Source organism: Formosa sp. F44 (assembly GCF_056238645.1).
The window spans coordinates 145,325-159,347 of sequence record NZ_JBWDLJ010000005.1 but is presented as its reverse complement, the minus strand read 5'-3'; the positions used below and the strand labels follow the sequence as shown (position 1 = coordinate 159,347).

The following is a 14,023-nucleotide window of genomic DNA, read 5'->3' as shown; positions in this document are numbered from 1 at the left end:
AAAAGAACCGCTTAAAATTAATTAACACATTTAGTATGAAAAAAAACCTCCTACCCCCAAACAATTTAAAAATTGTTTCAGCAGTTATGCTTTTCCTGTTTACTAGTTTTTGCTTAACGGCACAAACAATTACAGGAACAGTTACGGCTAGCGATCAGCCCTTAGCAGGTGCTAGCATTATTGAAAAAGGGACATCACATGGTGTCCAATCCGATTTCGACGGAAATTTTACCATTACAAACACAGCACAAAACGCTGTATTAGTGATCTCATACATTGGGTATATCACAAAAGAAGTTCCTGTTAACGGACAAAGTAACATTTCAGTTACTTTAGAAGAAGAAGTATCAGGATTAGATGAAGTCATGATTGTTGCCTACGGTACACAAAAAAAATCTAATTTAACTGGCGCGATCTCTAGTGTTGGTGAAGAGATTTTTGATAGCAAACCTGTAGCCAACGTGCAACAAGCACTACAAGGTGCTTCACCAGGTTTACAGATTTCTACATCTGGAGCCACAGGAGAACCGGGTGCAGAAATGAACATGAGTATTAGAGGATTAACATCTCTTGAAGGTGGAAATGCTCCTTTAGTATTAGTAGATAATATTCCTATGGGAATTAATGATGTAGATCCTAATGACATTAAATCTGTATCGATTTTAAAGGATGCTGCAGCTTCTGCAATTTATGGAGCTAGAGCGGCTTTTGGGGTTATATTAATAACAACAAAAACAGGAAAAAAAGACGGAACCGTTAATTTCTCATACTCTACGAACTACGCGATTACCTCACCTATGAATATGCCACAAAGCGCAGATGCATTATCTTTTGCATACGCTATGAACGACGCGAGCGTAAATGCTGGAGGTAGTCCGTTTTACGACGCTACAGAATTAGGCTATATCGAGCAAAACTTAGCAAACCCAGGAAGCGCTCCTGAAGTACAAGAAACAGCTAACGGATTAGCTTGGGATCTTGGTGTAGATGGTTTGAATGCTTCTGCAGCTACAGACTGGGAAGATTTATTGATTAAAAAAACAAGTTCTCGAATTAAACACAACCTAAGTGTTTCTGGAGGAAATGAGAAATCGTCTTATTACTTATCTGCAGGATTCTACGACGAAGAAGGATTGCTAAAAGTTGGTCAAGACTATTTTACACGTTATAACATTGATGCTAAAATAACCACTAAATTAGCCTCTTGGATAGACCTTTCTCTATTAACTAAGTACAAGTTTGAAGAACAAGAATATCCTTCGCATGCTACAGCGGGATCAGGTAGTACAGGACGATCTTTTGTTACATTGTTAATGACAAGACTTAAACCTACTAAACCTGCATTTTTCCCTGGAACAGATGTATGGACAGGTAGAATTGGAGAACAAGAATTACAGAAAACGCTTGAAAAAAACAGACAATTAATCTTCTCGCCTAGGGTAACTCTAGAACCTGTGAAAGACTGGGTTACCAATATTGAATTTACATACCGTACTAACGACAATAGTATTGCATCTTCTTTCCCAACTGTACCTAGCGCGGTACCTGATGGTATGGGCGGATCTACAATAACATCGTCTAATCAAGAAAGTACACGTTATTATTCTACTCTACAAACCAATACGTATATGTCTCCAAACATTTACACGAGTTATACTAAAAGTATTGGAAACCATAACTTCTACGCTATGGCAGGTTACCAACAAGAAACTTACGAGTATTCTAATTTAATTGCTCGTTCTTTTTACTTATTAACAGATGCAATTCCATCTATTAGTACTTCTGTAGGAGAAAAAACAATTGACGACAGCTTAGGACACTGGTCTACTCAAGGTATCTTTGGTAGATTTAACTACAACTTCAAAGAAAAGTATTTATTTGAAGTGAATGTGAGAAGAGATGGTTCTTCTCGATTCGACTCAGATAATAGATGGGGAACATTCCCTTCTTTCTCTGCTGGTTGGGTAGTGTCTAAAGAAAATTTCTATCCGTTAAAAAATGCTGTTGAATTCTTGAAATTCAGAGGATCTTACGGATCTATTGGAAACCAAAATGTGGCCAACTATTTATACGTACCGTCTCTAGGTATTAGCCAATCGTCTTGGTTATTTGGAGGTGAACAATTATGGACAGTAGGTACGCCTAACCTTTCTAGTGTAGATTTAACTTGGGAAAAAGTAAGCACCTTAGATTTTGGGGTAGACATTCAAACATTTAATAAAAGACTTGGAGTAGTATTTGACTGGTACCAATCTAAAGTTGACAACCTTGTAGGACCAGGACAACCTGTATCTGACGTTTTAGGAACATCTGTACCTAAAATTAACAGTGGAGAAGTCACTACAACAGGATGGGAACTTGAAGTGTCTTGGAAAAATACATCGAAAAGCGGATTCTCTTACGGGTTCACAGGAGTATTATCAGACTACCAAAGTAAAATCACAGAATACAACAACCCTACAAATATCTTATCTAACAACTACCAAGGTAAAGATATAAATGAGATTTGGGGAATGGAAACAGATGGTCTGTTTCAATCTGCCGATGAAGTTGCAAACTACCAAAACGATCAATCGTTTATATATTCTGGAACTTGGTTTCCTGGAGATGTTAAATACGTAGATTTAAACGGAGATAATGTTATTAACACAGGAGACAATACGCTTGAAAATCCTGGAGACAGAAAAGTAATTGGTAACAGTACACCACGTTTTCAATATGGATTTATGGCAAATGCCGCTTGGAAAGGCTTCGATGCTTCTTTTCAATTACAAGGTGTAGGAAAAAGAGATTTAGACTTAAGAGGATTAGGTACATTTAGAGGACCTGCAAACGGTGTACTTCATGCTAATGTATATACAGAGCATTTAGATTATTTCAGACCAGAAGGTACTACTAACCCATTAGGAGCAAATACAGACGCCTACTTCCCGAATGCGTATTCTCAATTTACAGGACAAAATAATAAAAACTACAGGTATGCTACGACAAGATACCTTCAAAATGGAGCTTATTTAAGACTTAAAAATGTTCAAATAGGATATACAATCCCATCTGACATTTTAAGCAAAGCTAAAATAAAAAGCATAAGACTATATGTCTCTGCAGAAAACCTATTTACTATTACCGATTTAATGATTTATGATCCTGAAGCATTTGATGGAAGGGATGGACGTATTGGAGATCAATACCCTATAAGTAAAGCAGTTTCTTTAGGATTAAACATTAACTTCTAAAACTAAAACAATGAAAAGGATACTATATATCATCACATTAATATTTACAGGAATCGCTTTTAATTCCTGCTCAGATGACTTGTTGGAAAAAACACCTTTAGATCAAATTTCGGATACCGATTTTTGGAAAACAGAAGGCGATTTACAACTTTATTTAAATCAACTTTATGCCACATTACCAGGTTGGGCAGCGGCTGGAGCATCGCCTTCACTGGATATCGGAACAGATATTATTGCACAATCTAGTCTTTGGTTTGGAGCCTCAAACACAACACGATTAGACGGAACCATAAATGTACCATCTTCTGGTGGAGGCTGGAGCTGGTCTAATGTACGTCGTGCTAACTATTTCCTAGAAAATTCTGCACGTGCAGAAACAGGGAACTTAATTGACCACTACATAGGTGAAGGTCATTTCTTTAGAGCTTGGTTCTATTTCGACCTTTATAAAGATTTTGGTGCATTACCAATAATTACTAAAGTAGTAGATTTAGAAGACGAAGATATCTTAATGGGAGCACGTAGTTCTAGAACAGAAGTTGCTAATTTTATTCTTGCTGAACTAGATTTAGCGATCGAAAAAATGGAATATGCCGATAAAGTTGGACCTTCTCGTTTAAATAAAGACATCGCGGCACTCTTTAAAGCTAGAGTTGCATTATACGAAGGAACTTGGGAAAAATACCACCAAGGAACAGATTTTGCAGGAACTACCGACGGAACAGATTATTTACAACAAGCTGCAGATGCTGCCTTAAGCGTTATAGAAGCTGGGAATTATTCTCTTTCTACAGGCGATGTAGACGAAGCATATTACAACTTATTTGTTCAGACAGATTACAGCGGTAACAAAGAAGTTATGTTATATAAACACTACGATTATTTAACATATAACATTCAGAATTCTTTATGGAATCAGCCAAGTTTACAAGGTATGTCTCGCGAAATGACACAACTATATCTTGCTGCCGATGGCTTGCCAATTAGCGTTAGTCCAATTTTTAACGGAGATGCAACTTTAGACGAGTTACAAGAAAACAGAGATCCTAGATTAGCACAATCTGTGATGGCACCTGGAGATTTAGATATTATTGCCGAAAACGGAGCAGAAAGCTATTTTATGATACCAGATATGTCTCGTAACCCAACAGGATATTCTATAGAAAAATGGAGATCTAAGCAAATCGTTCAAAACAACGAAAGAACTCGAGATATCGGTTATATTATATTTAGATATGCTGAAGCACTTTTAGTTTATGCCGAAGCTAAAGCAGAATTAGGAACACTAACTCAAGCAGATGTGGACCTAACTATTAACCAATTAAGAGACCGTGTTGGTATGCCACACCTAAACATAGGAGCTATTACCCCAGATCCGAATTGGCCAGATTACGGGTATACTTTACCTGATTATTTACAGGAAGTAAGAAGAGAACGTGTGGTTGAATTATTTGGAGAAGGAAACAGATTAGAAGATTTAATGCGCTGGAGAGCACATAAACTTTTTGTTGGAAAAAGACCAATTGGAACCACTTACACTTCGGATATCGAAGCAATCTACTCGGGCTTAACCGTTAATAGCGAAGGATTCCTTGATCCGTATGTAAACTTTCTAAATACAGGTGGATTTGGTTTTGATCCAGATAGAGATTATTTATTACCTCTACCTATAGACGAATTAACGATTAATGATAACCTAACGCAGAATCCAGGTTGGTAATATATCAATTATATAAATCTACTATATGCTGTAAAGACATAGAAAAGGTTTAATAAAAGTTCTAAAAGGCTGTCTTAATAAGGCAGCCTTTTTTAATTCTCTAAATTGTAAGTGTTTCAAAACACGCTCTAAACCAAACGCCACGGCCAAACAAGAACTAGAAATGAAAAAATTAATATTTTGTATTTTAAGCTGTATTTCTCTTTTCTCCTATGCTCAGCATTCAGAAACCAAAAAGAAATCTCCTAATATCGTTATTATTGTAGCAGACGATTTAGGCTATAATGGCATCTCTACCTACGGAAATTTATATATTAAAACTCCAAATTTAGATTTACTAGCTTCTCAAGGTGTGTTATTTACAGATTTCCATTCTAACGGATCTGTTTGTAGCCCTACAAGAGCGGCATTACTCACCGGTAAATATCAGCAACGCACAGGTATTGAAGCGGTCATTACCGCCAAAAGCCACAGAGATGTAGGTCTTAATTTAGATGAAATCACTATCGCTGAAGAATTTAAAAAATACAATTACACCTGTGGCATGTTTGGAAAATGGCATTTGGGTTACGGAAAAGAATATAACCCAACGTTCCAAGGATTCGACTATTTTAAAGGCTTTGTAAGTGGCAATGTAGACTACCACGCACACATTGATGCCGAAGGCTACTTAGATTGGTGGAACTGCAATAACACCGAAAACGAAGCTGGCTATACTACAGATTTAATAACGAATTATGGTGTCGATTTTATAAAAAACACAGTACAAAACCATTCCTACTTTACTTACCACACGAAGCACCACACGGTCCCTATCAAAGACGTATTGCTAATGCCTTACGAAAAATCGGAACGCCTGGAACAGCTCGTGTACCAGGAGATAGCATAAAAGCTATTTATAAAGAAATGGTTGAAATTATGGATCAAGGTATAGGCAAGATTATGGATGCTTTAAAAACAGAAGGCATATACGAAAACACAATTGTAATATTTACTTCCGATAATGGCGCGAACAATTATGGCGATAATGGCGTATTAAGAGGCATAAAAGGGAGTCCATACGAAGGCGGAAGTCGCGTACCGGCAATAATTAGTTATCCAAAGGTCATAAAAGCAGGAACAACCAGCGAACAAACTGTATTCACTATGGATTTATTACCTACCCTACTTGATATTATAGGAGAACAACCAAGCGGAAAACACATAGATGGTATTAGTATTAAAGACCACCTTATTAACCAAACAGACCTACCAAAACGAGATGTTTTTTACGCATTTCGCAATCAAAGCTATATTAGAAGTGGTGCGTGGAAAATGGTTAAAACAATAAATGAAACAGAAGCCAAATTCGAACTTTATAATTTATCTCATGATATTGAAGAAAAAAATAATGTAGCATTAAATAACCCCGAATTATTACAGACATTCCAGCAGAAACTTACAGTATGGGAGCAAAATGTTAGAGCTGGAGTAAAACCTATTACAAAATAATGTAACACCATAGTGAAGCAAAAAGGCTGTACTTATAAGACAGCCTTTTTTAATATTTAGATGTTAGAGTTTTACAACTTACCCTTCTCTATTTATGTCCCATTTTACTACTAATCTCTCTTAATATGTCGTTCTGTTCTCTTTTTAGATTAATAAATGTAGTCACCCATTTATAAATCAGATAAAGGATTCCAAATAGAATTGCTAGGTAAACAATGAAAAATAGAATAGGAAACACAGACATAAATAGAATAGGAAACATGGGCGTAATATTATTTTAAATTAATGATTTTATAAAGAATTAAAGAATTAAAGAATTCGTTATCTCGTCGATAAAAAACCTAGTGGTTTTATATGCTGCTAAAGATCGTGCTCATTTCAAATCTTTCTCCCAACGTATCAGCACCTTATAAATATAATCATTAATTATAAGACATCAAAAAATAACAAAGAAATTAGTGTAATTAGTACTACTTTTTAAATGTATTAGCGTGTTTTATTTCTATCTGCTATGACGCACTCCTTTTTAATAAGTTTTTGTCAAATTCTGTATGACTTATATTTCATCTCGTTTATGTCTCAAAAACGTTTCAATCCTTAATTCCGTAGTTGTGCATCGTCCTTTTAGCAAAAAAAAACACCCATCAAATGGACTCCTATTTAACCACATCTAAAACGAGTTTAGCCGATTTTATCCCTTTTGTCTTTGCACTCAATTCAATGGTACCAACATCGGTTGTAGTCCGCAACACAACAAGACAAGTACCATTAGTTGTACTCCTACTATTACCTTGCCAAGATTCGTCGGAAAAGATATCTGAATTAGCAACTCCGGCTATACGCGCTGGTCCTTTCACGCTAAACTGTATGAGTTGATTTTCGGGAACAATATGTCCTGCATTATCTCTTAAACTCACTTGAATATAAACCAAATCTGCACCATCGGCGTTTAGTTTGGTTTTATTGGGCGACAGTTTAATTCGAGTGGATTTACTCGCCGTGACCAACGTATCTCTAACCACAATTTCACTATGCTTCTTACCAATCGCTACTAACTCTCCAGTTTTATAATTAACATTCCAATATAACACAGGTTCTTCGCCTTCTATAAGAATTTTACTCCCTAACGATGTTCCATTTAACAATAATTCCACCTCATCGCAATTTGTAATGGTCTGAACTTCCAATAGTGCTTCTGTATTAAAATTCCAATGATTTAACATAGGATACCAACTCCACCGCTTATTATCGTAATGGTTTTCCCAAGCTTTATATTTAACCGTATCTGGTTCTTTTACTAATAGTTTTAGCTTAGGCTGGTCACTATATAATGAATGATAAATATGTCCGATAGGCGTCATTTTCTCGTCCATACCATAAAAAGAGCGTTCCCAACTTTTATTGGGCCAAACCGACTCACCCAAATAAGATGATGCTGCCCAATAATAATGTCCAACTACATACGATTTATCAAATTCTAACATCGAAATCTTACGATTTCCAAAGTCAAGATTAGTTGCTGTTTCCGAGGCAATAAATAACATTTGAGGATACTTTTTATGATCGATATCGAAAAAATTACCAGTATAATTCCAACTCACCACATCCATATTAAAAGCCATTGCTGGTGGTAACGTCTTCATAAATTCATCGTGGTTGTCCCAATTATTCCATTCTAAATTATCATCTTTTCTTCCAGGAAATAAAGCTGCAGTAACTTTCCTGCTAGGATCTAATTCGTGCACATACGCAACCAATTCCTTCAACACATCGGCGCCTTGATAAGCACCATCTGCTTCAGTTTCAAATTTCTTATCGAACATTTTACGTTGCTTAGACACTTCATTTCCTACACTCCAAAGATACACTGAGGGATGATTGCGGTCTCTTTTTATAAAACGTTCTATATCTGTTTTCCAAACCTCTCGAAAAGCAACTTCTCCTCCATAATACTGAGAAGTCCATTTATCGTAAGATTCCGAAATCACCAGAATTCCCATTTCATCGCAAAGTTCGAGTAAAACTCTGGCATGCGGATTATGACTTAACCTAATGGAGTTACATCCCATATCTTTTAATAACCGTAAGCGGTGACGATACCCTTCCTTTAGAGCTACAGCACCTAAACAACCTAAGTCATGATGAAAATTTCCACCCTGAGCAAACACTTTATTGCCATTTAACAGTAAACCACGATCTGGAGCAAACGCAATATCTCGGATTCCAAAACGTGTATTATAGTCCCCTTGAAGCTCTCCATTAAATCGTATCGTGGATTTTGCATAATAAAGGTTTGGCGTTTCCGTATCCCACAATTCAGGATTTTGAACTTGAAAGTCTTGCTGAAATGTATGTGTTTTAAAAAACTGCAAGTATACCACACTCGTTTTTGAAGCCACTACCGCCCCACTTGGGTTATATATTTGTGTTTCTAAGGTGATTTCTCCTTCCGTCCCACTTTCGTTAGCTATTTCGGTTTCTAATATTATTTTTGCCCGTTCTTGGGTAACAAAAGGTGTTGTAACATAGGTTCCTTGATTTACTACATGTACAGGATTTACTATGTGCAACCATACATCTCTATAGATACCTTCTCCTGTGTACCAACGCGAAGTTCTCTTTTTACGATTATCGTAATGAACAGCGATAACATTTTCTTTATCTAAATGAATATATGGTGTTAAATCATATTCAAACCCCAGATAACCATTTAAGTTTCGCCCCAACAATTCGCCATTAATCCAGACTTTAGAGTCTCTATAAACGCCTTCAAAATTAATAAACACTTTTTTACCCTTATCTTCTTCTGAAAGCGAAAATGATTTACGATACCAGCCTTGCTGAAAAGGCAAATAACCATTTGCCGCTGTTGAAGTTTTCCGATCGAATTTACCTTTTATACTTGCATCATGTGGCACGCTCACGGTCTCCCAATTCTGGTCGTTAAAGTCGGGAGTTTCTGCACCTTCTTGCTCGTGTAATGCAAATTTCCAGTCCGCATTAAATAGCTGTGTACTCTGACCATACACAGTGTGAAGCATGGAAAACACACATAGAAATACAAATAGACAAATCTTTTTCATGTCGTTAATTTAAAGGTATCAGTTATCTATTAGTGTTTATTTTTTCGAACGACAGTAGAATGTAATTGCTGAATTTTCCATGTGTTATTTTCTTTTTTTGCAATTGCACTTTCTAACCAATGCGCTTTTCCTATTGTATCTTTTTCCTTTACGAAATACGCATAATTATCGTAAGCTACCCAAATCATGTTTTCACTATGTTCGGATTTTACGTACTCGAAACGATTTAATCTTTTTACAGTTGATTTATTAGCTTGTTTTCTTCGAATATAACTGTAAATGGAATCGTTTGTCCATAACACCCCATTCTCTAAAAGCACAAAATCGGTGGTATAATATTTAGATACAGTAGTAGAATCGAAATCTGAAAATATATCTTGAAATGAATCTGAAACCAGACTTTTCACAGAATCAATATCTGCTTGTTTTTGACTCTCTGTGAGTTCAATATTTTTTGTAGGCTCAGGTTTTACCGTGGTTTCACAAGCGTAAGCGAAACACAAACTTAATAGTATAATTATTTTTTTCATTTTCTATAATTTTTGAATAACTGATGAAAAACACTTTTAATTCATCTAGCACAAACAAGACAGCATAAATTAAAACATTAAAGTCCGTTAAATAAAGAAATTATCTAACGGACTTTAATCACATACAGATTGTAACCAACTGAAAGTAAAAATATCATTCTACTTTTCGTTTTACTTACTAGCAAAAAACAGTGTAGACCTTCATTTTAATAGTTAGTTGTTATCCTATTCTTCCAATCCCTGTTTTGTAACAATTGGCACATAGCCAGCTTCCATTTCTGTTGGAGGCGTTACAATTAGAGCAGGGTCTATATTAGCCAATGCTCCTACTTTTGGAGCTGGAAGATAAGCTTTCTCTTTAGTCCATTCTCGGTGTAATTTCACAACACGTTTTTGTAATTCTTCCCGTTCAGCAGTAGTTAAATCGGCATTCAATAATGCAGGCTGATCTACAAAACGATACCAATAATACGTTACAGTACTTCCGTCGCCAATTTTAGTTTTAAAAGGGCCTGCAACAGGTCCAGGTGTTTTCCAACTGCTTATCGTTTCTTCTGGAGTAAGGTAAGGTTCTGATGGTGCATCTGTCGATGCAAAATCAAGTGTATCTAATCCAGATTCCGAAGGCACATCTTGAGCGTGTAACGCTACCCAATGTGGTTTTCCGTTTGCCTTCTTTTCTAATTTATAATATTCAGGAAGCGCCATTAATGGTCCGTTTTTAGTCTCCTTGCGCTTCACTAATTTCTCGTCCCACTTATAACCAAAAGTTGTTGCATCTAAAGCAACAGGAGTCGCTATAGATTTCCAATCGATTGGCCATCTTTTATCTTTTGGTGTATTTAAAGGATAAATTTTCCAACTAGATCCAGCTGTTCCCTTAAATGTATGAACCACCGCTCCTTTAGTATCGATAGTTCCACTTGCAACAGGACCATCCTGATCTAACCATAATTCTACAGCATCCCATAGCGCACTTTTTTTGTAAGCGGTAACCTGATGCATAAGCATCGATTCGCCTTTAGCATCACTAGGAAAAGATGTGGGTGCTACTCGCGCATAAATATCTCCATTAGGAGCTGTGTATTGCACACTCGGAATGTGCTGCGTTTCCATCTGGATAGGCTTATTGGGTTTTGCAGGGCGTGTATCTAGAAACATACCTGTAAGTTCTGGCTCTTCTACACTAGGTTTGGAGAAAAAATAAGGCGTAAAAAAAGCAACTGGTCCCTTAAAGTTTTCGGTGTTTAAAAATAAAGTCCACGAATGATTTCCGGTTGAAACATCTTTTCCTGCTGTAGTAGATTTTGCTTTAATTAACGGAAGTGGCAAATAGCCATAACCGAATAATTCTCCATTAGTTCCTTGTTTAAGATTCAATCCATCTGGAGGCCACAATATCCAAGGACTAAGTTGTGCCACACCATACTTTCCGTTTGGCTTATCCCAATTTCTTCCTTTTCCAGCTCCTGGTCCATTGGCCCAAGCACTGAAATTTAAAGCAACGCCTCCCATAATAAATTTTGGAGTTTCGGTGGCAAATCGTGTATCTCTCCACCAGCCTAATCCGCCCTCGATGTCGTTATATAACTTTCTGTCGGGTTTATTAATTCCGTTATAACTAGGATGCATCCATGTCCCCAAAAGTCCGGTTTGAAAACTATTTCCGGGATAGTCTTTTACTAGAGGCCATGCGGCCACATATGTAGAAAATCCAGCATCGTAAGTTTCTGGAACCTTATTAATTCCAATCATAAGATACCCATTCATAGAACCTTCTTGGCGTCCTTCGGGAACATTTTCCACTTGTGAATACGCATGGTTAATACCAAAAACTAACAAAATCAAGATTAGCCCTTTAAAAACTTGAGCTTTCAAATGTTTTTCAATATTATTTTGATTTACCATCGGTTAATTCGATTTTGTGTATTGATTAAAATTGTCTGTTTTATCAAGAAACTTATAGTGATCGCTTAATAAAACAGACTTTAATATAAAATGATAGATTATTCTACGATCAGTTTTGCGCGCATAACAGCAGAGTGACCTGGAAAAGTACATACTATCCAGTATTCTCCTGGTGTTTCTGGCATGGTAACATAGATAGTTTCTGTACTAATAGGTTTTAATATTCCCGTGTGGTACAATACTAAATCGCTATCTGGAACATAGTTATAATCGGCGCCTTCTAAACCTAGAGACAATGCTAATTTTCCTACTTCGTCCACTGAGGCAACACCTTTTTCTGTAATGACAAGGTTATGAAGCATATCGTCGTTATTGTTAAACGTTAATGCTACTTTGCTTCCTCTTTTTATACGTACTTCTTCCACATCATATTTTAATCCAGGCTTGGTACCAATATCTAATTTCTCGTCTATTTTACCATTCCAAGATTCAGGCATTTTATTTATACGTTTTGGCTGTACAACTTTCTTATCTGATTTTGCAACCATAGTCATCGATGGCGAATTTAATTTCCCTCCAGGCACTTCATTCAGCGTATAATATCCCGTATTGTGTAACAATAAATCCCCAGAAGTAGATTTAAGCGTAGGGATTTCTATTTGATGAATATACCCTAAACGCATACCATGTATTTTAAGTCTAACAGATAAGCCATCTTCCGAAACCATTGCTTCATGAATCATAGCGGTTTGTCTATCTACAATATCACTACCGTATTCGTGGGTATAATTATAAGTAAATGTATTAAGCTTATACATGGCAAGATCTGCAGCCTGTTTTTTATTTACAGGTTTTGTAAATTCTAAGATAAATCCGTCGTCTTGAGCTTTCATGGTTTTAATTTCGAAAGGTGTTTTACCCGTCCATTTTAAACGTTGAAGTCCGAACGATTTTTTACCGGTAGACGCCCAACCTCTACTTGTCATTCCAACAAACATACTATTGTCACTTCCCCAGATTAACCTTAAGACTCCCGAAGAAAATCCTTCTCTAAAAGCAAAGGCAGCACCTTGATACACACCATTTACTTTTTCCATAAACACACGTGTAATTTTACTGTGTCCTTGATCTCCAATAAGCATTTGCCCATCGAAAGGTCCAAATTTATTACCTGTAGTTTCGTACAGAATATCTGAAGTCGCAATACCTAATATGGTATGCGGGAACCAAATTGCTGGTGCTTTTAACGCTGGAATTTTTTTAGAATACTCGTAAAGGGAAAGCCCCAAACTTTCGTCAATCACATCTTGTTTTAGATCTATTGGAGAAAGCGGATCTGAAGACCATCTTAACCCTTCTGGGTTTCCTGCAAAATCTCCTTTTTCTAAATGTGTCATTCTACCAGAACCAACCCAATCTCCTTGGTTTTCGGTATAAAACACATCACCATCTTTATTAATATTAAAACCAGAAGGCGAACGTAAACCTGTTGCAATGGGCTCCATCTCTCCGTCAGGTGTTATTTTTAGCATCCAACCTCTCCATTTTACTAAACTCGCTCCATGGTTAACCCAAGATAGATTTAAGGTTACTAACATATCTCCATTGTCCAAAAACTTTGGACCATAAGCATAATCGTGGTAATTTCCCGATAACGGCCAAGAATAAATGGTTCTATACTCATCGGCTTTTCCATCGCCATCGTGATCGAACAATCTAGATAATTCACCTCTTTGTGTTAGGTAAAAACTATTATCTCTATACGTTACACCTAATGCCTCGTGTAATCCGTGAGCAAAACGTGAATATTCTGGTTTTTGACTATAAGGTTTATCGATAACCCAAAGCTCGCCACGTCTTGTGGTAACCCCTAATTTATCGTCGTCTGTAAATGTTAATCCACCCACTTCCAACTCGACACCTTTAGGAATAGGAACATCGACGATTTCGTAATACGCAGCTTCTTTCTTGGCCATTTCTGATGGCTCTTGAGCTGACAAATAAGAAGTAAAAATTATAAAAACTAGTACTATTGGCATTTTTATTTTATACATA

The 14,023-nt window shown here is 36.5% G+C and carries 6 protein-coding genes and 1 pseudogene; 3 read left to right on the top strand and 4 right to left on the bottom strand.

The genetic code is table 11. The features are described 5' to 3' along the window. Nucleotides 1-35: 35 nt before the first annotated feature. The 3 genes and pseudogenes from AC0UBM_RS15895 (at nt 36) to AC0UBM_RS15885 (ending at nt 6,447) form a co-directional block, all read left to right on the top strand. The gene (locus AC0UBM_RS15895; protein WP_475689282.1) at nt 36-3,236 is read left to right on the top strand and encodes a SusC/RagA family TonB-linked outer membrane protein; all 3,201 of its coding nucleotides are present in this window, start codon (nt 36-38) and stop codon (nt 3,234-3,236) included. 10 nt (nt 3,237-3,246) lie between these two features. Next, on the top strand, nt 3,247-4,956 hold the full coding sequence (locus AC0UBM_RS15890; RefSeq protein ID WP_475689281.1) for a RagB/SusD family nutrient uptake outer membrane protein: 1,710 nt from the start codon (nt 3,247-3,249) through the stop codon (nt 4,954-4,956). Nucleotides 4,957-5,119: 163 nt separating this feature from the next. After that, nucleotides 5,120-6,447, top strand: a pseudogene (locus tag AC0UBM_RS15885) (sulfatase-like hydrolase/transferase). A gap of 656 nt (nt 6,448-7,103) precedes the next feature. On the opposite strand, the gene AC0UBM_RS15880 reads toward AC0UBM_RS15885, so the two are convergent. From AC0UBM_RS15880 to AC0UBM_RS15865, 4 genes are all read right to left on the bottom strand, one after another. Continuing rightward, nucleotides 7,104-9,530 carry a glycoside hydrolase family 2 TIM barrel-domain containing protein gene (locus tag AC0UBM_RS15880; protein ID WP_475689280.1) on the bottom strand — a complete coding sequence of 809 codons (2,427 nt, stop codon included), beginning with the start codon at nt 9,528-9,530 and terminating at the stop codon, nt 7,104-7,106. A gap of 29 nt (nt 9,531-9,559) precedes the next feature. Further along, entirely contained in the window at nt 9,560-10,060 is a 501-nt protein-coding gene (locus tag AC0UBM_RS15875; RefSeq protein WP_475689279.1) for a DUF4440 domain-containing protein, read from the bottom strand. Between the two features lie 225 nt (nt 10,061-10,285). Then, nucleotides 10,286-11,908, bottom strand: coding sequence for a hypothetical protein (locus AC0UBM_RS15870; RefSeq protein ID WP_475689278.1), 1,623 nt, complete (start codon nt 11,906-11,908; stop codon nt 10,286-10,288). Between the two features lie 158 nt (nt 11,909-12,066). After that, nucleotides 12,067-14,022, bottom strand: coding sequence for a plastocyanin/azurin family copper-binding protein (locus AC0UBM_RS15865; RefSeq protein ID WP_475689277.1), 1,956 nt, complete (start codon nt 14,020-14,022; stop codon nt 12,067-12,069). Nucleotide 14,023 lies beyond the last annotated feature (1 nt).